Source organism: Citrobacter sp. wls717 (assembly GCF_005280955.1).
GTDB lineage: Bacteria > Pseudomonadota > Gammaproteobacteria > Enterobacterales > Enterobacteriaceae > Citrobacter > Citrobacter werkmanii.
Genome location: NZ_SZWW01000006.1, coordinates 160434 through 184427, shown reverse-complemented (window position 1 = coordinate 184427; position 23994 = coordinate 160434). Strand labels below are relative to the sequence as shown.

Genomic DNA, 23994 nt, shown 5'->3' with positions numbered 1-23994 from the left:
CGAGGGCTTCATGACTAACACTAACTTTTCTCAAACGGCTGCGTTTATCTGGTCGGTGGCCGACCTGCTGCGCGGTGATTTCAAGCAGTCTCAGTACGGACGCGTGATCCTGCCCTTTACGCTGCTGCGTCGTCTTGAGTGCGTGTTGGCGGAGACCAAAGATGCGGTGGTGGCGAAGTATGATGAACTAAAAACCAGCCCACTGCCGGAAGACGCCAAAGAGAAGTTTTTGCTGCGCGCCAGCGGGCTTTCCTTCTTCAACACCTCGAAGATGGATCTTGGCAAGATGGGGCAGAACGACATCAAAGCCAACCTGGAGAGTTACGTCCAGTCGTTCTCGCCCGATGCGCGTGAAATCTTCGAACACTTCAAATTCAGCGAATTTGTCGGCTTGCTGGAAGACGCCAACCTGCTGTTTAAAGTGGTGAAGAAATTCGCCACCACCGATCTCAGCCCGAAAGCGATTTCCAACTATGAAATGGGCCTGGTGTTTGAAGAACTTATCCGCCGTTTCGCGGAGAGCTCTAACGAGACCGCCGGTGAACACTTTACCCCACGCGATATCGTGCGCCTGACCACTTCACTGGTATTTATGGAAGATGATGAAGCCCTGACGCAGCCCGGTATCATCCGCACCATTTACGACCCAACGGCCGGGACCGGCGGCTTCCTCTCTTCAGGTATGGAATATGTGCACGAGCTGAACCCTAACGCGGTGATGCGCGCCTTTGGCCAGGAGCTGAACCCGGAATCCTACGCAATCTGTAAAGCCGATATGCTGATCAAAGGTCAGGACGTCAGCCGTATTAAGCTGGGCAACACCCTCTCTAACGACCAACTGCCGCTGGACCAGTTCGACTACATGCTCTCTAACCCGCCGTTTGGTGTGGACTGGAAGAAGATTGAGGGCGAGATTAACGACGAACATACGCAGAAAGGTTTTAACGGTCGCTTTGGCCCGGGCCTGCCGCGTGTTTCCGACGGCTCGCTGTTGTTCCTGATGCACCTGATCAGCAAAATGCGCGACAGCCACAACGTGGATGGCACCGTGAGCAACGGTGGGCGTATCGGGATTATCCTTAACGGTTCGCCACTGTTTACCGGTGGTGCGGGCAGCGGTGAGAGTGAAATCCGTCGCTATATTCTGGAAGCCGACCTGCTGGAAGGCATCGTCGCGCTGCCAACTGATATGTTCTATAACACCGGCATTGCTACCTACGTCTGGATCCTCTCCAACAAGAAAGCGCCTGAGCGTAAAGGCAAAGTGCAGCTGATTGATGGCACCAACCTGTGCGGCAAAATGCGTAAATCGCTGGGTTCCAAGCGTAACCTGATGGGCGATGACGACATCAAACTGATCACCCAGACCTTCGGTGATTTTGAGGTAGTGGATGCCATAACACTGGACGAACTGGATCTGGAAAAAGCCGCCGAGCAAAAATCCAACCGTGGCCGTCAGCCTGCCACTGCCAAAACCGAAGCGCCGAAAACCTTTGCCAGCAAAATCTTTAACAGCACCGACTTTGGCTATCGCCGCCTGACCATTGAACGCCCGCTGCGTTTATCTGCTCAGGTGACGGATGAGGCGATTGCGACTCTGCGCTTTGCGCCGAAGCCGTTTAACGCGCCGATGGAACGTCTGTATGACGAGTTCGCGGCCCAATGGCAGGCGGATAACTACGGTGATTTCTCCGAACTGGAAACAGAAGCGCGCGCCATCATCAAAGCTGAATTTGCCGAGCTGAAAGAGAAACAGATTAAAGACCTGCTCGACAGCAAACTGTGGCTTTCCCAACACGGGTTAATGGAAAAAGCGCAGCAGATTCAGGCAGCTCTGGGTGCGCAGGCGGGTGGAAAAACGCTGGTGAGCAATGACTTCAACCAGTTCCAGTTGACCCTGAAAGGGGCAATCAAAACGGCTGGCGTGAAGCTGGATGCGAAAGAGAATAAGCAATTTATCGATGCCATCACTACCAAAAATCCGGATGCCGAGCCAGTGGTGAAGAAAGTGCTGAAAGAAGCCGCTCAGCCGCTGTACGGCGCGTTTGAGTACAAAGGTAAAGTGGTCGAGTTTGAGCAGGACGGCGACCTGCGCGATAACGAGAACGTGCCGCTAAATCCGGCAGTCTCCACCAGCGACCTGATTGAAAATTACTTCAAAGCAGAAGTTCTGCCGCATGTGAATGACGCGTGGATCAACGCTGATAAGCGTGATGCCAAAGATAATGAGGTGGGGATTGTCGGCTACGAGATTCCGTTTAACCGCCATTTCTACGTCTATCAGCCACCGCGCCCGCTATCCGAGATTGATGCCGATCTGGATGCGGTCAGCGCCGAGATTATGAAGCTGCTGCAGGAGGTACATTCCTGATGGCTAAGTATAAGGCGTATCCGGAGTATAAGGATTCAGGGGTTGAGTGGTTGGGGGTAATTCCTAAGGGCTGGACTATCAGTAAAGTAAAGTATCTAGCCCCATTTCAGGTTGGTTGGACCCCGCCAACTAAGAATGATGCCAATTTCATTGGTGATAATCTGTGGGTCAATATTTCTGACTTAAAAGATAAATTTATTTCATCTACAGCAAAATGTATCTCTGATAAAGCTGCAAAAGAAGCATCAATGGATATCACTCCTAGGGGTTCTCTGCTGTATAGTTTTAAACTATCGGTTGGCGCAGTTTCATTTGCAGGATGTGATCTTTATACAAATGAAGCTATCGCATCATTTTTGGACCAAGCTCAACTGCCTCTATCATATTTGTACTATGCACTCCCGATATTTATTATTGAAAATGCATCAACTAATATCTATGGTGCAAAGATATTAAACCAAGAGCTTATAAAAAACTCATTTTTACTTGCACCTTCACATAGTGAAGCAAAGAAAGTTGCTCAATTTTTGGATCACGAAACCGCAAAAATCGATAACCTGATCGAGAAGCAACAGCAACTGATTGAACTGCTGAAAGAAAAACGTCAGGCAGTGATTAGCCATGCCGTCACCAAAGGGCTAAACCCTGATGTGCCGATGAAAGATTCTGGTGTTGAGTGGTTGGGGGATGTGCCGGCTCATTGGCAAGCACTACCGACTAAACGTCTTTTCAGACTTGTTGCAGAACCAGCTGAAATAAATAACGACTACGAGCTTTTATCAGTTTATACAGCTATCGGTGTTGCCCCTAGAAAAGATTTGGAACCGAAAGGTAATAAAGCATCAACTACTGATGGATATTGGAAGGTTAGACAGGGTGATATTATCGTTAATAAATTGCTTGCCTGGATGGGAGCTGTGGGCTTTTCTAATTACGATGGGGTGACTAGCCCTGCATATGATATTTTAAGAAAAGTGAAAGATATAAACCCCAAGTTCTATCATTACCTCTTCAGATTAGAGTTGACACAGCGAGAATTCAAACGATGGTCTAGGGGCATTATGGAAATGAGACTTCGTCTGTATTTTGAAGAGTTAGGAAGGATCATCATGCCTGTACCGCCCAGAGAAGAGCAGGATGTGATTGTTGAAGAGATTGAAAAAATAGAATACCAATATTCTCAACTTGAAAATATTGCTTCTCATCAAATTGATCTTCTCCAGGAACGCCGCACCGCCCTGATCTCCGCCGCCGTCACCGGAAAAATTGACGTTCGCGACTGGATTGCCCCGGATACGCAGAGCATTGAGGAGCCACAGGAGGCCACGGCATGAGCATGGACAGCACCAAAGAGCTAATTTTCCAGGATGAAATGATCGCTCAGATGATCGATCGAGGCTGGATTCGTGGCAAAACGGACGACTACGATCGCGAACGTGCGCTGTACTCGCAGGATGCTCTGACCTTTGTGCAGACCACGCAGCCGCAGGAGTGGGAGAAGTTTGCCAAAATTTATCCTACCGATACCGGGCGTCATTTCCTCGATGCGCTAGTGGCACAGCTGAAAAAAGCGGATATCAACGCTACTGATATGCTTTCGCGTACTTACGGCACGCTCGGCGTACTGCGTCACGGCATCAAAAGCCATAATGCACGTTTTTCCCTGTGCCAGTTTAAGCCGGAACATAACCTCAATCCGGAAACCCTGACGCGCTACAAACAGAATATCTGCCGCATCGTGCCGGAGCTGGTTTACAGCCCACATGCGTCGAACGCCGCATTTGAAGAAACGGGTACCAAGGCAAAGAAATGGCGTATCGACCTGGTACTGTTCGTTAATGGCCTGCCAGTAGCGACCCTTGAACTGAAGTCCGAATTTAAGCAGACGGTGCAAAACGCCATTACGCAATATAAGAAAACGCGTCTGCCGAAGGACCCAGGCACCAACAAACCCGAGCCGCTGCTGACCTTTAAACGCGGGGCGCTGGTGCACTTTGCCGTCAGCCAGTACGAAGTATTTATGGCGACTAAACTCAACGGCGATAAAACCTTCTTCCTGCCGTTTAACAAAGGCACCCATGACGGCGGTGCGGGGAACGATATCCCGGAAGATGCCAACGACTACGCCACCAGCTACCTGTGGAATGAAGTGCTACTGCCGGACAATCTGCTGAAAATCCTCGCCAGTTTTGTGCATCTGCAAATCGTCGAAAAAGAAGATGCCATTGGCCTGAAGTACAAAAGTGAGAGCCTGATTTTCCCACGCTATCACCAGTGGGATGTGGTGAATAAACTGATCACCGCCGCCACAGTGGAAGGCACCGGCAATAAATACCTGATTCAGCACAGTGCCGGGTCGGGCAAATCTAACTCTATCGCCTGGACGGCGCATCAGCTTTCCCGCCTGTATGATGAAAATGGCGAGAAGCAGTTCCATTCGGTGATTGTGGTGACGGACCGCACCGTGCTTGACGATCAGCTGCAGGACACCATCTATCAGTTTGAGCATCAGGATGGCGTGGTCGGGCGGATCAATAACAAAGAAGGCGACGGTTCGAAATCGGAGAAGCTGGCCAGCGCGCTGGAAAACTCGCAGCCGATTATCATCGTCACCATTCAGACCTTCCCGTTCGTCCTGAAGGCGATTGAAAACAGCGTCAGCCTCAAGCAGCGTAAATACGCGGTGATTGCCGATGAAGCGCACTCCTCGCAGAGCGGTTCTACGGCGCGTCAGTTGAAAGAAGTGCTGATGACCGAAGAAGTAGATGACGATGTGGAAATGTCTTCAGAAGATATTCTGGATGCCACCGTAGCCGCGCGTAAAGGCAGCAACAACCTCAACTATTACGCCTTTACCGCTACACCGAAAGCCAAAACCCTGGAGCTGTTTGGTCGTCGTCCTAATCCGCAGGAACCAGCGTCGAAAACGAACAAACCGGAAGCATTCCACGTTTACTCCATGCGTCAGGCCATCGAAGAAGGCTTTATTCTTGATGTGCTGAAGAACTACACCAACTACAAGGTGGCGTACAAGCTGCTGCAAAAACTCGACGATCCTGACCGGGAAGTGGACAGCAAGAAAGCGAAGATCAAACTGAACCAATGGGTCTCGCTACACGATCATAACGTCTCGCAGAAAGTGAAGGTGATTGTTGAGCACTTCCGCAAGCATGTGATGCATCTACTAGCCGGTCAGGCAAAAGCGATGGTGGTGACCAGCTCGCGTAAAGCGGCGGTGCGCTACAAGCTGGCGTTCGATAAATACATCGCCGAGCAAAAGTACGACAAGATAAGCGCAATGGTGGCGTTCTCCGGGGAAGTGGAATTCAACGAAGATGACCACAACAGCCTTGCACTGCTTAACCAGAAGTTCACCGAAATCAATATGAACCCTGGCCTGAAAGGCCGGGATATGCGTAAAGCGTTTGATACCGATGACTACCAGGTGATGCTGGTGGCCAACAAATTCCAGACCGGTTTTGACCAGCCTAAGCTGTGTGCCATGTATGTGGATAAAAAGCTGGGCGGCGTGGAGTGTGTGCAGACCCTGTCTCGCCTGAATCGTACCTATCCAGGGAAGGCGCAGTCTGGCACGTTTGTGCTCGATTTCTACAACGAACCCGAAGATATTTTGGGTGCTTTCCAGCCGTACTACCAGACAGCGGAACTGACGGATGTCAGCGATCCACAGCTCGTCTTTGAACTGTTTGAAAAGCTGCGTACCAGCGGTATTTTCCTGTGGAACGAGGTAGAGCAGTTCTGCGAGGCGTTCTTCAGCAAAAACAAATCCAACGCGGCCATTAGTAATATTTGCAAACCTGCGGTGGAGCGTTGGAAACATCGTTATACCTCCGCGATTGATGCGTATGTGCTGGCTAAAGAGATGTTTGAACGCACCAAAAAGACCGGTGATATTGTGCTGATCACCAATGCGGAAAACACCTTCAAAGAGTGCGAAAAAGAAAAAAGTAAGCTGGATATCTTCAAGAAAGATCTCGGCAGCTTTGTCCGCTTTTACGAGTTTATGTCGCAAATCGTCGATTACGATGACAAGAACCTGGAAAAGCTGAGCCTGTTTGCCCGCCATCTGCGTCCGTTGCTGCATGAGCAGCGCATTGAAGAAGATGAGATTGATTTAAGCAACGTCGAGATGAGCCATTACCGCCTGTCGAAGCTTCACGAACAGCATCTGAAGCTGCAGGAAGATGCGGCAGAGTACAAAATCACGCCGGGGAATGATGTCGGTACGGCGAAGCCGAAGGATAAGAAAGAGGAGTTTCTTTCAAATATCCTGGCTCGTCTGAATGAGCTTTTTGTCACCGATAATCTGACCGATAAAGACATGATCAATTATGCCTTCGCGGTGCGTGACAAGCTGTCAGAAAACCAGGCGGTGATGACCCAGATTGCCAACAATACTCGCGAACAAGCGATGCTGGGTGATTTCCCGAAGGCGATTGATGATGCCGTCATGGACAGCAACGACGCTCAGCAGGAGATGATGGTGCAATACCTCTCTAACCCTGAACTGGCGAAGGGCTTTGCCCGCGTGGTGTTTGATATGTTGAAAGGGGCTTAACGCTTTTTCATCAAGGAGTGGTGTAAAAATGCTGAATTCGTTTGAGATATACCAGGCGTTGAATGAATTGGGGTACCGGCTTGAGGCTGGTAACTTCGAGCCAAGCTATGCATCCGAGCACGCGCTCGGGAATGGAAAGTATCTGTATATCAAACGCAGTCGGGACGGCGTGGTTAAAAAGAGTCCCTTGGTTCTTGCACCAGAAACCCTTGCCTTAAAGGCGGAAATTGACCGTATTGCGGGTATCCACTGCCTTTGGGAAAAAGTAAAAAGCACCAGCTACCGCCGTTACCCGAAAGATAATGGTACATCCCAATATGGTTTCGCGGCTGATGTTGAGTCAGTTGAAGCGTTGCAGGAACTGGTAGCTTTGCTGGGTGGTCAACCATCTATAACTACCCAACCCGGGCTAAAAAGAGACAAAGAAAACAAGGAACATTCGTCAATGTATCCCTTAAACCAGATTCTCTTCGGACCACCCGGTACGGGTAAAACCTACAGTACCACCGAAATGGCGGTCAAAATTACCGATAATGCATGGTACCAACAGGCGACGCGCGAACATCATGGCAATGACTTACGGGAGTTGGTAAAAGAACGTTATAAGGCGTTGGTAGAAAAACAGCGCATTATGTTTACCACCTTCCACCAGAGCTTCTCCTATGAAGACTTTATCGAAGGGATCCGCGCGACTACTGATGACAAATCGGGCACGCTTCGCTACGAAGTGGTCGATGGTATTTTTAAACAGCTGTGCCTGAATGCTGAAGTTAAAACGCGTGGTAGTTCAACCCAGTCATTGTCCTTGAATGGGAGACGGATTTGGAAAATGTCTCTTGGAAATACGCTTGACGGTGAAGATTATATTTTCGATGAGTGCCTTGTAAATAATTATATTCTATTAGGTTGGGGGGATAATCTTGATTTTAGTGGCTGCACGACAGCGGCTGATGTCCGACTGCGCATAGATGGAGCGAGTGATAGTCTGGTTGAGCGAAGCGAATACATGCTGACTGCGGTCAATATGTTTAAAAACATCATGAAGAATGGTGATTTAGTTATTATTTCCGATGGAAATCATAAATTTAGGGCCATTGCCGAGATCGCTGGCGATTATCAATATCTGCCCAATGATGAACGCGTAGGCTATCATCAAATGCGTAAGGTCAACTGGCTACGAACCTACTCGCCGAGCTTACCGAAAGAACAGCTGTTTTTAAAAGCACTTTCACAGATGACATTATATGAATTGAGGGACACCTCAATTGATCGGGAAAAACTGTCCCAACTACTGGCCCCGGTTGAAACAACTGACAATCAAGCATTGCCGCACGTACTCATCATCGATGAAATAAATCGTGGTAATATTGCCCGCATCTTCGGTGAATTAATTACTCTGTTGGAACCCGATAAACGATCGGGTGCCGAAGATGCCCGTACCTTAGTGTTACCGTATTCTAAACAGCTGTTTTCCGTGCCCAGGAATGTCTATGTGATTGGCACTATGAATACGGCTGATAAGTCGTTAATTCAAATGGATCTGGCGTTAAGACGCCGCTTTAGCTTTACCGAAATGCCTGCACAACCAGAGTTGTTAGCTGGGGTCACTGCGTTTGGCATTGATGCCGCGCAGTTGCTAACGCGTATTAATCAGCGTATAGAAGCGCTGCTAGATAGTGAGCATATGATTGGCCATGCTTACTTTATGCCGCTAAAGAAATTAGAAAATTCCGCCGACCGCGAAGCCTGTCTTGCCAGCATCTTCCAGAACAAAATAATTCCATTACTGAGAGAGTATTTCTTTGATGATTATGAACGCATTGGATGGGTGCTTAATGATTCGGTGAAAGCGAAAGAATATCGTTTTATCCTGTTGCAACAGTCAGCACAACTACCATCACTTTCTGTACTATTCCCGAAAGATATTGCGGATAGTTTGTCTGATAGGCGTTTTCGTATCAATGAACAAGCTTTCGCGTCGGCAGAAGCTTATCAGGGTATTGTCGCATGATGATCCAGGTCCGGGAATATGCCCTGCTTACCTGTGATAACTCTCAACCAGCCAGTATGGATTTGGGGATTGTCTCTGAGGCAACCTTTTCCTGGCTTGAGCAATTGCAACAAAAGTGGCGTGGTTCCTCGCAAATTCTCAGTCGGGAAGGAAAGCGGTTTTTGCGTTTGGGAAGCTATATCGGTTATCTACAATCCCCGAATGGCGAGTCAATTGAAATTCTGCCAAAAACCACATTTGAAGCGCCAACTGAGGTAGTCCCTCTACGTCAGCTTTTGCGCCGAATGCTAAGCGCCTCTTTAGGGATTACACCCCGTGAGGCGAACCAGGCGGCATTGCAACGTAGTGGCCAGCCTCTACATGAATGGATAATCAGTGAGTTTTTGCGGCATCTTGCTGATTTAGTGCGTAAAGGACTGCGTTTCGATTATCACCTCATCGAGGATGAACATAGCGCGTTTATCCGTGGTCAACTGAATGTCACTGCACAAATGAGAATGCCTCCGGGCAGAGGTACACATTTTCATGTGCGCTATGCCGAGTTTTCCCCTCAGCGTATAGAGAACCGTCTGCTACGGACGGCTTTGGATTGGGCGCTTAAAATGACCAGGCAAGGGCAAAGCTGGAGGCAGGCAAATTCTCTAAGCCATCAACTGGATGACATAGAGTCAATTTGTGGCAGCACAACGCAATCAATGAGGCAATGGAGTGACGGCAAATATCTCTTCGGCTATCGCGCTATAAAGCCGTGGTGCCAGCTCATTCTTGAACAGATGAATCCAGATTTTCAACATGGGTCGCATCAGGGTATTTCCCTGCTGTTCCCTATGGAGAAGTTATATGAGGGATGGGTTGGCTGCGGCCTGGCTGGTGCGTTACATCACGATTATCAGCTCATAAGACAGACCAGGAGTCAGCACTTGTTAGAGCATGTTCCTGTTGGTGAAAAGTCATCTCAACGATGGTTCATGCTTAAGCCAGATTTTATTATAACCGGCGGGCAGACATTGGTTCTTGATGCTAAATGGAAACTATTAGATAGCAGAGCCGATGACAGTCTGAGGAAGTATGAAATCAGCCAGTCGGACTTATATCAGATGTTCGCCTATGGGCAAAAGTATCTCCATGGGAAAGGCAATATGATGCTGATTTATCCGCGTCATCAGTACTTTGCAACACCTTTGCCGGTATTCCGCTTCGACGAAGATTTATCTCTATGGTGTGTGCCCTTTGACCTTGAATCGGGTGAGTTGGTAAAAGGCGAGTGGCAGGATTCGTTCCGTTGCTTCACTGATGATGATCCTACAAGAGCTTATGACGAACAAAAAAAAAGCCACGCATTTCTTGAGTGTTAGAAAGATGAGGGAGAGGTAATAATGGCCTATAAGGATTTCTACCATTTACTGTTGGAGTCATTTTCCCAACCTGTTAAGCTGTTCACTGGGTCAAGGAATGTCCCTTTTACTCTCTATACTGAAGAACAAAAGCTGTTCGTTCGAAACGGAAAAGATAATACCAGCCGTATCGATCCCAAAGAAGTTGCAGCATTTGTTGAGCGGTTTGAAGAAAATGAAAGTTTTTTAGCTAAAGACTACCAGGACGTGACTTTTAAAGCCTCCTATTTACTGGCTGCGATGAAATATATTACTGTAAAAAACGCACTGAACACTGATAATAAATAGCCATCCAGATTTACCGCTGGATGGCTATTTACTAGTATCTCCTCGTCCCCTCACCACAGACCTATATTTTCCCCAATCATCAATTTAAGTCACATATCAGCGCATCATATTTTACGCTCAGCAGCGCAACAACCTGATTAAGGCATTACTTATTGATTGACCTGGGGCGGAGTTCCCGTTGATACGGCTCAATGCAAAGCATTGACTCGGTGAGAAGACTACTACCCCCATCATGCTTATACTATTCTGCAGCTTTTAAATTAGACCTAAATGTACATTTGTACATAACTCACAAACTATTACCCCCGATTAATCTTCGCATAGTCAAACGGCGTAATCCCACACTCCCGATTAGCATCCAGAAAAATGGCCCACCATTGGAGCATCAGTTTGCGTTCATCCAAATGCTCCGCCTTAGGAATGTAAGCAGCAAGCACAGAGTTACGTTCCATATGGCTCATCAGCCGCTCTACTGCATCCTTCGACCACAATCCCGATTCAATCAACGAACTACATGCCATGGTCCTGAATCCATGCCCACAAACCTCCACTTGGGTGTCATACCCCATAACACGCAACGCCTTGTTCACCGTGTTTTCACTCATCGGTTTACGAGGGTTATGATCGACAACGAAAACAAAATCACGCTCGCCACTAAGCTTGTGACCTGTTTAAGGATTTCTAATGCCTGGCGAGACAGTGGTACTAAATGAGGCGTACGCATTTTCGAGCCACGCTGTGAATGTTTTACTCCTTCAATAGCATCTCGTTCAGATGGTATCGTCCACATTGCCGTATCAAAATCGATCTCGGACCAACAGGCAAAGCGCAATTCACTGGATCGAATGAAGATTAACAAGGTGAGCTCAACAGCCAAACGGGTCAAAGAGCGTCCCGTGTAACCGTCAATTCGGTGGAGCTGTTCAGGCAGGCGTTTCAGCTCAAGCGCTGGACGATGGACACGATTGCTAGATGCAACAGCACCTGCCATCTCCTGGGCTGGATTGTAATCAATCAAACCACTTTGTTACTGCATAGCGCATTATTGCCGTGGTTCGCTGCTGAAGACGAGAGGCAACTTCAAAGCGTCCCGTCGACTCAACAATTTTAATGGGAGCAAGCAAGTCACGAGTTTTTAGCTCTTCAATACTACGCTTACCGATTGCAGGGAACAGATTGTCCTCCAAGCTCTTAAGTACCCTCCGACTATGTTCCTCTGGCCATTTCTTGTTAGTTGCATGCTAGTCTCAGGCAACAGACTCAAAGGTAATGGCTTCTTTTGTCTGCTCCTCTTTTACAGTACGCTTATGCTCGCGAGGATCGATTCCAGCAGCAACCAACTTTCTGGCCTCTTCTCTCTTTTGACGAGCAGCAGCCAGTGAAGTTTCAGGGTAAACCCCAAAAGCCATCAGGTGCTGCTTACCATCAAAACGAAAGCGGAAAGCCTTGCAGATACTGGATTTCAGGCACAAAAAAAGACGTCCGTTGATGTCTATTGATGTTCCGATGGTGCGAAGGCCGGACTCGAATTAAAAACCTAATAGACTGATATCAATGTAGTTTATAAGTAGGCATGAACATTTATACCCGCACTTGTACCCACAAGTTAAAATCCGTACAAAAAATAGACATTACTAGTGGGTATAAAGCCATACCAGTAGAACACTGATATGGCTATCAAAGCAAGATTCAGGCAAGCAGGAAAGTTTTCTTCAGCGGTATCAATTCCCATCCACACAGAACAAAGTCAGATATGACCGCGAAATGAATGTTAATGCTTGCTTTGCTATGCTAGTTCCCAAGGCAAATCTCTGCGTCTATTTACTGGTTTTAGAGTACCCTCGTTTCTCAATTGTTGGGCGGCCCAACGAATGTCATATTGCCACGTATACAACATATCGCCGGAATCCCTTAGCTCAGCCTCGTAGCTGTCCCATACATACTTTGAGACTTCACGTGGCCAAGCACTACCACCCCGTTCCTGAAGACACTCGATGATCCATTTTTTCATGCTTTCCCTGGTTACAATCATTTCTCCTAACCTTCACTCGTTGATCGATACATCACAATACTAACATTGACAGCTTCTGGTACAAGGTGGGCAGAATCTAAGCACTTGTAGTCAGCTATGAGTGAGGAACGGAAGTTCGAGGCTGTCTCATACCCGATTATGAAGAGAACATATTCGTGCTCACGATCCTGATGAAGGCAATACAAAATCGGGGTATCTTAATCAACGGTGGGCAGGTAACCTACAGTCTAATTCCTGCCTTTTACGGAGTTTATGCTTTATGAACCGCAATCTTAATTCAGGAGTAAATTAGTGGACACTTTGTCTATTAAAGGGATTTTTGAAGTTTTCATTAACAATTGGGTTCCAGGTATCTTCACCTTCATTTTAGGTATCTGTTATTCAAATATTATTGAAAAAAAGAAACTTAAACAGAAGTTAAAGAATGATATTCTTGAGATCTTCATACCGGTCTTCAACGCAGGCAACGAGATCTCATTCGAAATCGCGGAGAATGCTTACAGGAATATGAGAGGTACCTTTCAGTCATACAAGAGAATATATCCTGGCATCTTCAATAAAGAGGCAGAGAGTGAGCTTGAAGGCCTACTAAAAGAAGGTTTCCTCATAAATGGCGAAGTTAATCAGCATTACTTTGAACCAGCCAATATTGAGAATCTGATTAAAAGATTGTAGCTCCGTTCAAACCCCGCCTTTGCGGAGGATTTGCCTCATACGTCAATAACGGCTATTTGATCTGATTTCCGTTGTTCCATGCAATCTGCTATTAGATATTGCCGCTTTTGACACACTGGAGACGGCCAAGCTCGGCAGTTCTCCCCTAGGCATGCGGTCAATTCAGTCCAGCAGCTATTGAACTGTCTCCTCTGATGCTGAATACGAGACTATTAACCGACAGCTATGAGCGGTAAGTCGATATTATACCATGGAACATAGATTTATATTTCCATGATGAAATTGCACTTGCATTTTTTATGGATGGTTTTAATCATTACAAGTGATACTGTTTTATCGTTCTCAATACGTTTCATTGTTGAAATGTATTGAGAACCAGCAACCATATGTTGATTTCTATTCGTCAAATCGCTCGATGGTAACCCCAGTCGTTTTTATTTCTACTTTCTTTATATTTAAACATCGCTTCAATGCTTGGCTAAACTTATTTGTCTTATGACATTTCCTGCAAGAAATTTCGGCCTCAAATGTAAAGTCATTTTCGTCTCTTTCTATTTTACAAACTTTATATTCAAGGTTTTCTGCATCATTACAACTTGGGCAAAGATAGCTATCACATTCAATTGGTATCATTTTTTCAGTAGAGGTATACATCATGCCACACATTGGGCATCTGCATTCTACATGTAGAGTTCCTTTACCGTGGATCCTCCAACCGTAACTCAAATTCTTTTCAATAGTTATAACCTTAACGTCACTTACATAGTGAGATTGGCAGTGATGACACAAATCAGGCTGCTTAAATACAATCTTTTGGTGTGGTAATGAGTTCATCCGAACCTCCCTTCAGTGGCTTATTAAACGCTTAATCGTATTTCAATCCTATCCTCAGCTCTCAAGGTTAGAAAAGATTGTTAAGTGTCCAATGATAAGCAAAACTATTTTAAATAGCATGAATTATTACAAACCGTCCGCACCTGACACCACACCGACCTGCTAAAGAGCCGTAAGATCAGCTAAGAGCTAGGAGCGGACAGATCATTTTGCTTAAATTCAGGCTCTGAATACAAAACAATAATTACTCTATGAACATAATTTTTACCTCATATTTCAATCACTCAATGTCTTTATTTCTTTGAGCAACTTAGCTTTATCATCATCATTTTTAATAGATGAGATAATCTTCTCGGTTAATGCTAACAATCTTACGAACATTTCGTTTAGATCTTTATCGTTAGGTGTTTCTATACCATGAAGTAAGTTATTTCTAATTCTTTTGAAATGGTTTAGTTCAATTGACTCTTCCCGTGTCAGCACTCCGTCAGAAACTAATGGCTCAAATTTTGCTGTGAAGAATTTTTTGTGCTGACGATTGTTTTGATTGTGAATTAAAGACACTGCTTTTTCTAGTAAAATCCATGTTTTAACAAATGACTCAAACCCTGATACGTCCTTATGTTCCCCAAGAGCATGTTTGAAATAATTTGAAAGATTTAAATTACTTCCAACGCTCTTATATGAATCATTAATAATCATTAGAAGCAATTGATCTGTGATCGTTTCTTTTTCACTTTGATTAATTTTACGCAAATATTCAGAAAGTTCACTAACGCTTATACTAGAATTATCTTTGAGATAATTAAATAAAATTTTAGTATCACCTAATTTAAGTTTGTTTATATAATTCTTATTAAGTGAATTAGTTATAAAGCTCGTCAATTCATATCTACTTGAAATATTATCTTTTTCTTTGGTTCTTTTTGTTATGGCTTTTTGAAGTCTTTCAAGAGCTATTTCGCCAGTAAGCACCAATCCATTAATCTCATCCAGGATTGCAAGTTCCTCTTCGGACAAATCGCCTGCTAGAGGTTTGTAAACGAGGTCGTGTTCGACTTCGGACCAGGCATGCATGAGAACTGATGCTACCTGAACCTCAAATAATGCACTTTCGTAACGTTTCTTATTTTGGTTAGAGTTTTTCAAATTAACACGGTAATGAGATGCCCAGTAACCAGAAAATCTTTTTTCAAATTTAGGTTTGTGGGATGCTTCTGGGAAATTTTTCTTTTTTCGGACATTAAATAAAAAATTAATAGTTTCATCAACTACTTCCCTGTCTTTTGGGAAATATAAAGCCACTCGAACACCGGCCAGATCGACTATATCTTCATATATATTAGCAACATCTGCATATGCTGACTTTTCATTTCTTTGATTAAGTTTTTGTTCTAAGCGGTCTGGTCGCTTAGCTCTGAATGAAACTATGGCTTTAATTCCTCTCTTTTCCAATTCCTGCTCAAGCAAGTTTGAGCCAATTTTTGCCAACTCTGAATAGTAATCATACTGCTTGCTATATTGTTCTAAGAAATCTTTTATAACACTCATAGAGACTAACTACTCCTTGTATAAGAACACTGAATAGAATGATAAAGAAACCTAACGAATTCTAGATGAATAGGTGGTAGATTATCCACTTTTGGCACCGTGATAAAGCACTTTTCTGATGAGATGTTACTTACGAATGAAAATCTAACATACTCTGATTATTTATATTGAACAATAATTGATGGCTGTGTGTTTTCACCATAAGAATATCTGAAGATATGTCCACTTCTGGCACAGGGCTGCTGTTGCAGCCCTGACAACCTTAGACTTCGATCGATTCAGAGATCTCTAATGCATCATCGACTTCAATGCCCAAATAACGGACTGTGCTTTCCAGTTTCTTATGGCCCAACAGAAGTTGGATCACCCGGAGATTCTTGGATTTCTTGTAGATTAGATAAGGTTTTGTTCTTCTCATGGAATGAGTGCTATAAAGCGAATCTTCGAGACCAAGCTTTTCTACCCACCCATGAAAAATTCGGTTGTATTGCCGGGTTGATATGGGCTGGTTAGTTCCGACTCGAGACCGAAACAAGAAGTCTTTACTATGCAAATTGCCAAGCTTTATCAATGCAGCAACAGCTTCTCTTGTCCCTTTGGTTATCTCAAATTGCACAGGGCTACCGGTTTTCTGTTGCAACACCGTAGCTCTGCTTGAAACAGAGCTACCATATGCAACATCAGATACTTTGAGTTTGACCAGATCACAGCCTCGTAGCTTACTGTCCAAGGCCATATTGAACAGAGCTAAATCGCGCGTTTTACCTTCTAGTTCAAGTCGGATTCGTATCCCCCAGATGTGAGATATCTGAAGTGGTCTTTTTTGGCCGATGATACGGTCTTTGTTCCACGATGACGTGTTCATACTCAAATCTCCTGCAATGTGGGAGATTTGAGTATGGTTGTCCCTAATGAGCGAAAAGCAGAAGTTTGTCACTCAGACCTAAGCTAAACTATATATGAATGTTCTCTGATTTTGCTGATGTGTTTAGCGAATCGACATGACATAGTAAATTGATCAACCATTAATGTCATATTTTAGTATGCTAGGCAGACGTCAAAACCGAGACGTTCTTAGAGATGCTCCTTAGCAAAAAACGCTCTTAGGGGGGCGAAATTAATTGATATATTGTGCGTAAACATTACAGAACAGGTTAATTATGGGTATTATTATTTTGTACGGTTAAGTCTTACATAATTTGACAGGTTGCTGTAAAGTTTAAGCTCAGACAATATTATAAGCAGGTTACGCCTTTTATAATGAGCGTTTGAGTTAGGAGGGGCTTCCTTAATTAGTTAGATATATGGATTTTCAACATCAAGTGCTAGAGGATATATAATGGATTACATTGAGAAAAGAATAAACAGTCTGCTGGCAGATGCGGCAGCTTTAGAAGCAAAACTAGGTGTAGCTGAACAACAGTATGATGAATGGATAGCTAACCACCCTGACGTAGATGTCTCATTTGAATTCCAAGAGGAAATTAATGAATTAAAACAATCTTTTACATGGAATTTAGAATCATTATACCTTAGCACCCTAGCTTACCTTGATGAAAGAAATCTTAATCATTGCATTGGTATTTTTCTAAAGATGTTTGGTGAAGATATTACTTGTCTTAAGCATTCCGGTGAGTTTGTAACCGGCGAGGATTTCAGAGAACCTCAGAATGTATTTTTGGCAAAACTAAATGTTTTTCTTTCATCTTTCGAGTTTACTGAGTCAGCATGGGAGAAACGTAAAAGAAATGCAGGCCAAATATATCTTAAGAGGATTTTAAGAAATACTCATTTGATTACCGCGAGAATGGAAACGCCCCCTAAAACCGAAACTGAAGTTTATAACGCAGTCAAAGATACTTTAAGTGTTATTTTTAACAATAGTATTACCCCGAAAAGTAATTTTCTTAAAAGTTTCAAAGAATACAAGCCTGATATTTTGATACCAGAACTATTCACTGCAGTAGAGTACAAATATGCGTCTACAGAAGAAAAACTAAAGTCGACAATTGAACAGATTGCTGCTGATGTCAAGGGTTACACCGGAGATAATGATTACAACATATTTTATGCAGTTTTTTATGTCACAACCGACTTCTGGGGACTGGAGAAATTCAGGAATGTATGGAACGAAAATAAGTTCCCACAAAACTGGATTCCTGTTTACGTAGTTGGAAAATAAGCCACAACTGTCATCTATTTGATGAATTAATTTTAAACAGCTACCCAGCTTACTTTAGGCGGGGTAGCTGGTTGGAATATGTAAATAAAGTAAGTTAGTAGATAATATGATCATTATCAATTGTGCCTAATAATTATAGTTACGTCCGCTCCTGGCACAAAGCGGACACTAAGTCTCCGTTTAAAGTCAACTTGGTAAAGACTATGCCGATAGCAGATGAGTAAGTAACATTTGCCAGATAGCGACAGGTGGCGGGCATGACTTCGCTGCACGCAGAGTTGTTGCAGGTAGAAACTTCATTGATGGCTCCCGTGAAAGAAATTAAAGTTGAGTGGGATAAACAGCGATGTATACGTAGCCGCAACTACCAAGCGTATCGGCTTCGCAGGTGAGTCCGTTGTGGTAAAGCGTGACACAGTGCTGATGCCGTGAAGAGAGTTCTCCGCTGGTGAGCATCAGCTCCAGTTGCTTGAGTATCAACGTAAAGGCTTGATCCAGGTGCAGCGCGTCATCATCGCTGAAAGCACCGTTAAACCCGGCTCGGTCAGCGAGAAAATGCACTCGACTGCCTTCCTGTACCAGACGAGCGCCAAAACAGGGTGTAATAGCGCGTTTAAGCCCCCACTGCTGACAGGTGGGATTCTCCGGTTTGGTACCGGGGTCTGAGTGATTGTTCATTATTGTTCCTGATTAAAGGGAAGGATTAATTGAGAGTGACACTTCTAAGAATGACATAGGGACCATTGCGGTCCTGACGGCGTTCAGCAAACACGGCCAGAACACCGCGTATGTCCTGAACTTCCCGGCCAGCATAATGGCAGATACTTCCAGACCATTTATATTTGCCGGTACAGAAGTGAAACAGCCGGGAGCCTGGATGCTGTCGGTACAAAGCCATTGCCTGGCGTTTACTGATGATTTTCATATCCACCCTCGCTCCGCAAACGACACAATGCCATCTGAACCGACGACCAAATGATCAAGCGTGTTCACATCAACCAGTGCCAGGGATTCTTTAAGCCTACCGGTAATGTTGCGATCGCATTGGCTGGGCTCCGGGTCGCCGGATGGATGGTTATGCGCCAGCACGACAGCTGCTGCATTGAAGCGAAGCGCTGACTTCACTACCTCTCGAGGATGGACCTCGACATGGTTAATCGAACCGGCAAATAGCGTTTCACTCTCCAGTAAACGATGCTGGTTATCGAGATAGAGCACCATAAACACTTCCCGTTCTTGTCCTGCCAGCTGTAACCGAAGCCAGTCACGGGCTGCCGTACTTGAGGTAAATGATATGCCTGGCTGACGAAGATATTTATCCAGCAGGTTGATAGCGCGGCGGATGGTCCGTTGGGCATAGGGCGTCAATCCAGATGTCGCGGGGAGCAGACAACCATGCTGGGCCATAACCGTCAGCGGAAAGAGTTCAGGCTGCGATGACACCGGGGATAATACGGTATTCATGTCAGGCATTCCTCAGTCAATGAGATACATAATGGCGCTGCATTCCGGATGGTTCAGCGCGTAGTCGCGTAAGCGATAATAGTGCTCAGTCATCGCGTCACATTCGGTACGACAGGCATGGTGGCTGTATGCCATCAGGCAAACGACTATCCCTGCAGCTTCGCGGGTGAGTCCAGCCCCGTTACCGTTCATTCTGTTAAACAGCGTCCATTTATCTTCGTTGTCTTCATCAGCCTCCGGGGCCATAAACGCGCCCCCGTTGTTAAGCGTATAAAAGGTCCAGATGCCGCCGTGATAATCGGAACACAGACCGTCCATCCAGGCGAAGATTTGGGGCTCAAGTGTTATCCATTGCGGGATGCTGCCAAAGTGCTGCGGCCAGAAGTGGATACGCTGCTCGTCGGCAACAACAGCGGCGGAAATGATGAGTTCATTTTTGGTGTCAGTCATGGGTTTCTCCGGTAATGAAAAGCCAGCGGTTCAGGCTGGCGGGTCAGGGGAAAAATGAATGCGTGGCAATGTGGTTAATAAGGCAGGCGGCTGAGAGGGCCCTGCAGGATGCCGTAGTCCCGGATGTACGCATTAAGCCCGGTCCCGGCCTCCGGTTCAAAGTTCCAGTCCCGCCACAGCATCCGGCCATCCGCATCGCGCAGGACCAGCCGAAAATGGCTTCCCTGGTCATCCTCGATGAAGATGTTTTGGTATGCCGCGGTGACGTACTCCGCCTGCTGGCGGGTAAAAGGTCCGGCCGGAAGCAGGCTATGGCCCTTTTCTTTCTGCGCGGTCATGATGCGAGCTCCAGCATGTTTTCAGCCAAGACCCAAAGGGCACGATTGAGCTTCACATCCCCATCGATGCCTTTCACTGCGCGGGTATGGGCCCGTTTGCCTTTGGTCGTTCTACCGGACAGACCGCCTTTAATCAGGTTTTCCTGAATGCGCTGGTACGTGGTCCACAGGTCATTGCTCTCATCCTGCCAGCGGCGTGGCGCAAGAATTTGTGACTCTGCGACCGGCTGATGCTCTTCCCCGAAACGGTAAGTCAGTGCCGCTTTCGCCATCGCCTGCTGAGCAGGTGGCGGTAGCAGGAGTGAATTCATCGCATCGCGCTTCTCCTCCACCCGGTCAAATATCCCCAGCACTTCGTATGCCCCATCAATGACTTTCTCCACCACGTTGCCTTTATGCGGCACACGTACTTCTCCAAAACTCTCCCCGCATATCAGCCCATTCTGACAAACAGCACGAAACAGTCCCGGCAGCATCTGATAGGAACTGGACCCATCATGACTGTTCAGCAGAATAATTTCCGGCACCTGCTTACCGGTGATTTGCCCTTCACGGCGCAGGCGCAGCATGTGTTTGGTGTGTTCACGTTTGCCGGGGTCCCGCACGCGGGTCTGACAGGCAAAGGAGGGCTGGAACCCTTCACGCTGCAGGTTTTCAAGCAGGGTGATGGTCGGAATATATGAATAACGTTCTGAGCGGGATTCATGCTTGTCTTCACTGAACACGCTCGGCACATAGTGCGCCAGCTCCTCGTGGGTGAGCGGGCGGTCACGGCGAACAAGGTTCACCGCGCCAAAACGGCTGGCTAATTTCATGGTTGTTTCCTTATCTGAAGGCACAAAAGAAAACGCCCCGCTCGAATGAGCAGGGCGCTGGGGGGGTACTGACTGGGTAAGGGTTAAGGATTATCGAGGATGAAGATGTTGCGCTTCCCATTCGCCCAGATAACGTTGAGCCGGGTCTTGCCACCAGCCTCTGTCACGGTGATGTGCTCTGCGGATGACAGTGCCGAATTATCGTCGTCAAAGACAATGCTGTTCAGCGCCGGGGTGGATGATTGCTTATCGATGTACCAGAAATCCGGCGTCTGATTCGCCGCAGTCGCCGGGGCATCCGAAGACATCAGAAAGGTGTAGCGACTCATATCCCGGACCAGGTGATAATTCACGGATTTCTCCCGCGAGCCCGCCGGATACTCTGCCATCAGGTAGATGTCCTTGTGGTCCGGGCCACACCGTTGGCAGACCAGATATCCGGCCTCATCTGTGATCAGTCGGGACTCATTCCCGGCGGGTGCCGCAGATACTCCGACGCTCATTGCCAGACTGACCATTATCAACAGGGAGACAATTTTTTGGGTTGTTTGTTTTATTTTCATCATGGTTTCAGCTGTAAGTGAATACGCCCAGGTCAGTGAATATCCGGGCTTCAATAACATTGCAGGTAATACCCTTCTGCCAGAGCGTGTTGCCAAATCGCCAGGTCAGACTGTCAGCAAACTGCATCGTACGGGGCGTGAACGGGTCTTTATTGGGCCACCACCCCTCCATCTTCTGACCCTGAATGGTGGTCACGCCCTGCTTCAGCTGCGGGCATTTGCCCCGGTTTACATCGATCTTTTTTATCTGAATCCGCTCCGTGCGGGCAGTCACAGTGACGTAGACACAGTCATTGCACTCCCAGCCACTTTTCTGGATATCGACTTTGATGACGTCATTTTCTGCGCTTACCGCAGATGAGACGAGGCCTGCCAGCAACGCCATTACGGCGGCGGCGGCAGAGAACATGTTCATATTGGCTCCTTGTGATGCGACAGGTGCGCTGTCGCGCTGACTCAGTGAATGTGTGCCCGGGGATTTTATAAGTGGGTTTTTCGCCTGGATAATGAAGATATCCGATCGGGTCGATCGAGAATTTCGATCGTGTATGAACGAAAAAACTTATCGAAATGTGGGATGCACGGAGAAAGTCAACCGAAGAAGAAGGACCAGACCGTGCGGGCGGCGCGGGCCACGGTATGCGTCACGGCCTGAAGGGCCGAGCGGGCAACCTGCGGTAGCGGGGCCAAATCAATGATGCGGTCAATCACCTCCACGACCGCCTCGCCAAAGCCGGTGCGGGCGCTGCTAATCACGACTTCAGTGCGATAGCCGGTTTGCAGGTGCGGCACCAGCGGGCTGCGGGTCTGCTTTGGGAGACGGGTAATCATGGCCTCCACCAGGCGCGACAGCCGGTAACGCCCCCTGACGGAGATGACCAGCAAATCACGCTCTGCAATTCCCAGTTGGCGGGCGACAGCCTGTTGTTTCTGAGTAATATGTTCAGCCTGCAGCACTGAGGGTTGCGCGGAAGACCAGTTCCATTGCTCTGCCGGTTCGGTCTTGTCCGCCTGATTCAGTACCCATATCAATGGAGGCTGCGGCCCGTTGTACCCGACAAAGACCGCCTGATAAAACTGCTCCTCTATCGTGAAGGCGCGGTCATCCGCCTTTAACACCCACAGCACCATATCAAGCTGAGGCATCAGTTCCCGGTAGAGTTCGCGGTACTCGTCATCACGTTGCAGACTTTCTCCCACGCCGGGCAGGTCAATCAGCGTCAAATAGTGAGAGCCAAAGCGCAGACGAACCCGTTGAGGCTCGCGGGTACAGGCTTCAACCGCGTTAACAGCACAGACTTCACTGCGAAACAGCGCGTTACAAAGCGACGATTTGCCGACGCCAGTTTTGCCCATGATGCCAATCACCGGTTCGCAGGTAACAAGCTGGTCCAGCTCATGGATTAAGGACTGGCGTAAAGAACGTGGATAGCGCCGCAGGTGACGGCGGATCAGGGCATAACCTGAAGGTTTTTTCATGGCAGATTCCAGATAGCAAAAAGGCCATCCGGGTGGATGGCCTGTTGAAGTGATACGGAAGGGAATTCAGTAAGATGATATATAACTGTAATTTTTTTAGTTTTTATCTTTTAGCTGCGAACAGCCCCATGCTCTCACACCGGAAATTGAGCGCATGCTCAATCTGAGTGAACCCAGGTAACTCAGGAACAATTTCGGATTATCCGAGCTAATTTTAAAATTAGCCGTACCGCCACAAAGGTCATCGAAAATGAATGATCCGCTCTGACACTCGACATTACCATCCAGTAGTGCATGATTACCCTTGCAAAAAACCTTGTTGCCCAATTCAAGATTATAGTTGAACACCACCGGGTAACCGTACCAGCCTTCTTTCAGGCTCGCCTTTTCAACCGAACGTATCCATAAATCGCGCAGGCATTCCGCAACTTTATCGGCGCCAGTGCTCCCGGTTATGTAAAACAGCATATAAATATAGGGTCGGTTTACACGCTTTTCGTTGCACATTAGCCATGAATACCCGGTAACGCACTTCCCATATTTAAGCACCCGCATGTGGTTCAAAAACAGCTTCAGAGCAAGATGAACCTTCTTTGAATGCTCAGCACCTCTGTCGTCATGATAAGCAGTCTTCCCATCCAGCGGTGTTATCACAAAAGAGAATTTCAGGGCCTTGACCGAGCCGTCAGCAGAAAGATTCTGGAATAATGTCGTAAAGGATTTACCGATGCTTTTGGCCTGGCGAGCTGAGTAGTAGCTGTTCATTTTTAAAACATACAAGTTATGTAAATTAACATACATGTTATAGCTAAATCATTATAAGTCAATGCATTAGCCCTTAGCAGTTTTTGCACAAAATTTATACAGCAAGGTGGCTATCGGCGGGGAGGTTCTCTACCTCCATTGGGGGCCTTAAACAACGATGGATTTACCTTTTCGGCGGGTTCATCAGCCTGAAGGGCGAGCGT

21 protein-coding genes and 2 pseudogenes are annotated in these 23994 nt (G+C 46.7%); 8 read left to right on the top strand and 15 right to left on the bottom strand.

Going from position 1 to position 23994, the window contains the following annotated elements:
* Window positions 1-10 precede the first annotated feature (10 nt).
* Genes FDX09_RS03270 through FDX09_RS03245 form a run of 6 tightly spaced genes read left to right on the top strand, consistent with a single transcriptional unit; the run spans window position 11 to window position 10643 of the window.
* Entirely contained in the window at window positions 11-2371 is a 2361-nt protein-coding gene (locus FDX09_RS03270; protein ID WP_137346794.1) for a class I SAM-dependent DNA methyltransferase, read from the top strand.
* A complete protein-coding gene (locus FDX09_RS03265; RefSeq protein ID WP_137346793.1) occupies window positions 2371-3705 on the top strand; it encodes a restriction endonuclease subunit S in 1335 nt (444 codons plus the stop codon). The genes FDX09_RS03270 and FDX09_RS03265 overlap by 1 nt, the downstream gene beginning before the upstream one ends.
* Window positions 3702-6950 carry a DEAD/DEAH box helicase family protein gene (locus FDX09_RS03260; protein ID WP_137346792.1) on the top strand — a complete coding sequence of 1083 codons (3249 nt, stop codon included), beginning with the start codon at window positions 3702-3704 and terminating at the stop codon, window positions 6948-6950. Before FDX09_RS03265 ends, FDX09_RS03260 begins: the two co-directional genes overlap by 4 nt.
* A 28-nt stretch (window positions 6951-6978) precedes the next feature.
* Entirely contained in the window at window positions 6979-8961 is a 1983-nt protein-coding gene (locus FDX09_RS03255; RefSeq protein ID WP_137346791.1) for an AAA family ATPase, read from the top strand.
* Complete coding sequence (locus FDX09_RS03250) at window positions 8958-10316, top strand: McrC family protein (protein ID WP_137346790.1); 1359 nt, start codon at window positions 8958-8960, stop codon at window positions 10314-10316. Before FDX09_RS03255 ends, FDX09_RS03250 begins: the two co-directional genes overlap by 4 nt.
* Window positions 10317-10337: 21 nt before the next feature.
* The gene (locus tag FDX09_RS03245; protein WP_137346789.1) at window positions 10338-10643 is read left to right on the top strand and encodes a hypothetical protein; all 306 of its coding nucleotides are present in this window, start codon (window positions 10338-10340) and stop codon (window positions 10641-10643) included.
* Between the two features lie 299 nt (window positions 10644-10942).
* Here the strand turns inward: FDX09_RS03245 and FDX09_RS03240 are convergent.
* Window positions 10943-12139 (bottom strand): annotated as a pseudogene (locus FDX09_RS03240) (tyrosine-type recombinase/integrase).
* 827 nt (window positions 12140-12966) lie between these two features.
* Here FDX09_RS03240 and FDX09_RS03225 point away from each other — a divergent pair.
* Window positions 12967-13350 (top strand): hypothetical protein, encoded by a 384-nt coding sequence (locus FDX09_RS03225; protein WP_137346788.1) that lies wholly within the window; start codon window positions 12967-12969, stop codon window positions 13348-13350.
* 396 nt (window positions 13351-13746) lie between these two features.
* On the opposite strand, the gene FDX09_RS03220 is transcribed toward FDX09_RS03225, so the two are convergent.
* The 3 genes from FDX09_RS03220 to FDX09_RS03210 form a co-directional block, all read right to left on the bottom strand.
* Window positions 13747-14184, bottom strand: a complete 438-nt coding sequence (locus FDX09_RS03220) for a hypothetical protein (RefSeq protein ID WP_137346787.1) — start codon at window positions 14182-14184, stop codon at window positions 13747-13749.
* Between the two features lie 276 nt (window positions 14185-14460).
* Window positions 14461-15735 (bottom strand): RelA/SpoT domain-containing protein, encoded by a 1275-nt coding sequence (locus FDX09_RS03215; RefSeq protein ID WP_137346786.1) that lies wholly within the window; start codon window positions 15733-15735, stop codon window positions 14461-14463.
* A 262-nt stretch (window positions 15736-15997) separates the two neighbouring features.
* Window positions 15998-16600, bottom strand: coding sequence for a site-specific integrase (locus FDX09_RS03210; RefSeq protein ID WP_137346785.1), 603 nt, complete (start codon window positions 16598-16600; stop codon window positions 15998-16000).
* A gap of 474 nt (window positions 16601-17074) precedes the next feature.
* On the opposite strand from FDX09_RS03210, the gene FDX09_RS03205 reads away from it, so the two are divergent.
* Complete coding sequence (locus FDX09_RS03205; RefSeq protein WP_137346784.1) at window positions 17075-17917, top strand: hypothetical protein; 843 nt, start codon at window positions 17075-17077, stop codon at window positions 17915-17917.
* 210 nt (window positions 17918-18127) lie between these two features.
* Here FDX09_RS03205 and FDX09_RS03200 read toward each other — a convergent pair.
* From FDX09_RS03200 to FDX09_RS03150, 11 genes and pseudogenes are all read right to left on the bottom strand, one after another.
* Window positions 18128-18217: pseudogene (locus FDX09_RS03200) on the bottom strand (TA system toxin CbtA family protein); the annotation flags it as partial.
* A 21-nt stretch (window positions 18218-18238) separates the two neighbouring features.
* Window positions 18239-18595: a type IV toxin-antitoxin system YeeU family antitoxin gene (locus FDX09_RS03195; protein WP_137346783.1), complete on the bottom strand. Its 357-nt coding sequence runs from the start codon at window positions 18593-18595 to the stop codon at window positions 18239-18241.
* A gap of 25 nt (window positions 18596-18620) precedes the next feature.
* The gene (locus tag FDX09_RS03190; protein WP_071600415.1) at window positions 18621-18842 is read right to left on the bottom strand and encodes a DUF987 domain-containing protein; all 222 of its coding nucleotides are present in this window, start codon (window positions 18840-18842) and stop codon (window positions 18621-18623) included.
* Window positions 18839-19381: a DNA repair protein RadC gene (gene radC / locus FDX09_RS03185; protein ID WP_017900962.1), complete on the bottom strand. Its 543-nt coding sequence runs from the start codon at window positions 19379-19381 to the stop codon at window positions 18839-18841. The genes FDX09_RS03190 and radC overlap by 4 nt, the downstream gene beginning before the upstream one ends.
* A 12-nt stretch (window positions 19382-19393) precedes the next feature.
* Window positions 19394-19831 (bottom strand): antirestriction protein, encoded by a 438-nt coding sequence (locus tag FDX09_RS03180; RefSeq protein ID WP_137346782.1) that lies wholly within the window; start codon window positions 19829-19831, stop codon window positions 19394-19396.
* Between the two features lie 74 nt (window positions 19832-19905).
* A complete protein-coding gene (locus FDX09_RS03175; RefSeq protein WP_137346781.1) occupies window positions 19906-20169 on the bottom strand; it encodes a DUF905 domain-containing protein in 264 nt (87 codons plus the stop codon).
* The gene (locus FDX09_RS03170; RefSeq protein ID WP_137346780.1) at window positions 20166-20984 is read right to left on the bottom strand and encodes a DUF932 domain-containing protein; all 819 of its coding nucleotides are present in this window, start codon (window positions 20982-20984) and stop codon (window positions 20166-20168) included. The genes FDX09_RS03175 and FDX09_RS03170 overlap by 4 nt, the downstream gene beginning before the upstream one ends.
* 83 nt (window positions 20985-21067) lie before the next feature.
* Window positions 21068-21550 (bottom strand): hypothetical protein, encoded by a 483-nt coding sequence (locus FDX09_RS03165; RefSeq protein WP_226375877.1) that lies wholly within the window; start codon window positions 21548-21550, stop codon window positions 21068-21070.
* Window positions 21551-21554: 4 nt separating this feature from the next.
* Window positions 21555-21962 (bottom strand): hypothetical protein, encoded by a 408-nt coding sequence (locus FDX09_RS03160; RefSeq protein ID WP_137346779.1) that lies wholly within the window; start codon window positions 21960-21962, stop codon window positions 21555-21557.
* Between the two features lie 176 nt (window positions 21963-22138).
* Window positions 22139-23026: a GTPase gene (locus tag FDX09_RS03155; protein ID WP_137346778.1), complete on the bottom strand. Its 888-nt coding sequence runs from the start codon at window positions 23024-23026 to the stop codon at window positions 22139-22141.
* A gap of 96 nt (window positions 23027-23122) precedes the next feature.
* Window positions 23123-23791: a hypothetical protein gene (locus FDX09_RS03150; protein WP_235937440.1), complete on the bottom strand. Its 669-nt coding sequence runs from the start codon at window positions 23789-23791 to the stop codon at window positions 23123-23125.
* Between the last annotated feature and the right edge of the window lie 203 nt (window positions 23792-23994).

Coding starts and splice junctions, on each gene's coding strand:
- FDX09_RS03270 (WP_137346794.1), top strand. CDS start 11: ATGACTAACACTAACTTTTCTCAAACGGCTGCGTTTATCTGGTCGGTG.
- FDX09_RS03265 (WP_137346793.1), top strand. CDS start 2,371: ATGGCTAAGTATAAGGCGTATCCGGAGTATAAGGATTCAGGGGTTGAG.
- FDX09_RS03260 (WP_137346792.1), top strand. CDS start 3,702: ATGAGCATGGACAGCACCAAAGAGCTAATTTTCCAGGATGAAATGATC.
- FDX09_RS03255 (WP_137346791.1), top strand. CDS start 6,979: ATGCTGAATTCGTTTGAGATATACCAGGCGTTGAATGAATTGGGGTAC.
- FDX09_RS03250 (WP_137346790.1), top strand. CDS start 8,958: ATGATGATCCAGGTCCGGGAATATGCCCTGCTTACCTGTGATAACTCT.
- FDX09_RS03245 (WP_137346789.1), top strand. CDS start 10,338: ATGGCCTATAAGGATTTCTACCATTTACTGTTGGAGTCATTTTCCCAA.
- FDX09_RS03220 (WP_137346787.1), bottom strand. CDS start 14,184: ATGAACTCATTACCACACCAAAAGATTGTATTTAAGCAGCCTGATTTG.
- FDX09_RS03215 (WP_137346786.1), bottom strand. CDS start 15,735: ATGAGTGTTATAAAAGATTTCTTAGAACAATATAGCAAGCAGTATGAT.
- FDX09_RS03210 (WP_137346785.1), bottom strand. CDS start 16,600: ATGAACACGTCATCGTGGAACAAAGACCGTATCATCGGCCAAAAAAGA.
- FDX09_RS03205 (WP_137346784.1), top strand. CDS start 17,075: ATGGATTACATTGAGAAAAGAATAAACAGTCTGCTGGCAGATGCGGCA.
- FDX09_RS03195 (WP_137346783.1), bottom strand. CDS start 18,595: ATGAACAATCACTCAGACCCCGGTACCAAACCGGAGAATCCCACCTGT.
- FDX09_RS03190 (WP_071600415.1), bottom strand. CDS start 18,842: ATGAAAATCATCAGTAAACGCCAGGCAATGGCTTTGTACCGACAGCAT.
- radC (WP_017900962.1), bottom strand. CDS start 19,381: ATGAATACCGTATTATCCCCGGTGTCATCGCAGCCTGAACTCTTTCCG.
- FDX09_RS03180 (WP_137346782.1), bottom strand. CDS start 19,831: ATGACTGACACCAAAAATGAACTCATCATTTCCGCCGCTGTTGTTGCC.
- FDX09_RS03175 (WP_137346781.1), bottom strand. CDS start 20,169: ATGACCGCGCAGAAAGAAAAGGGCCATAGCCTGCTTCCGGCCGGACCT.
- FDX09_RS03170 (WP_137346780.1), bottom strand. CDS start 20,984: ATGAAATTAGCCAGCCGTTTTGGCGCGGTGAACCTTGTTCGCCGTGAC.
- FDX09_RS03165 (WP_226375877.1), bottom strand. CDS start 21,550: ATGATGAAAATAAAACAAACAACCCAAAAAATTGTCTCCCTGTTGATA.
- FDX09_RS03160 (WP_137346779.1), bottom strand. CDS start 21,962: ATGAACATGTTCTCTGCCGCCGCCGCCGTAATGGCGTTGCTGGCAGGC.
- FDX09_RS03155 (WP_137346778.1), bottom strand. CDS start 23,026: ATGAAAAAACCTTCAGGTTATGCCCTGATCCGCCGTCACCTGCGGCGC.
- FDX09_RS03150 (WP_235937440.1), bottom strand. CDS start 23,791: ATGAACAGCTACTACTCAGCTCGCCAGGCCAAAAGCATCGGTAAATCC.